Source organism: Undibacterium sp. Xuan67W (genome assembly GCF_049340165.1).
Taxonomy (GTDB): Bacteria; Pseudomonadota; Gammaproteobacteria; order Burkholderiales; family Burkholderiaceae_D; genus Undibacterium.
The window spans coordinates 1-255 of record NZ_JBMPPN010000068.1 but is presented as its reverse complement, the minus strand read 5'-3'; the positions used below and the strand labels follow the sequence as shown (position 1 = coordinate 255).

At 43.1% G+C, this 255-nt stretch carries 1 pseudogene; it reads left to right on the top strand.

Annotated elements, in window-relative coordinates:
* Positions 1-255 (top strand): annotated as a pseudogene (locus tag ACO0LE_RS20295) (DDE-type integrase/transposase/recombinase); the annotation flags it as partial.

Sequence of the window (255 nt, the reverse complement as noted above, 5' to 3'; positions counted from 1 at the left end):
AACCGAGAGTTTAATCCTGACGCACCCAATAAATCATGGGTGAGTGACATCACCTATGTTCGCACATACGAAGGATTTCTCTATGTGGCTACTGTTTTGGATCTATTTTCAAGACGTATCATTGGCTAGTCGATGGGGAAAAACATTGATCGACACCTGGTGATTGACGCTTTGCTTATGGCTAAATTAAGGCGTCAACCTCACCATCCAGTACTTTTACATAGCGATCAAGGTAGTCAGTATGGGAGCAATGAC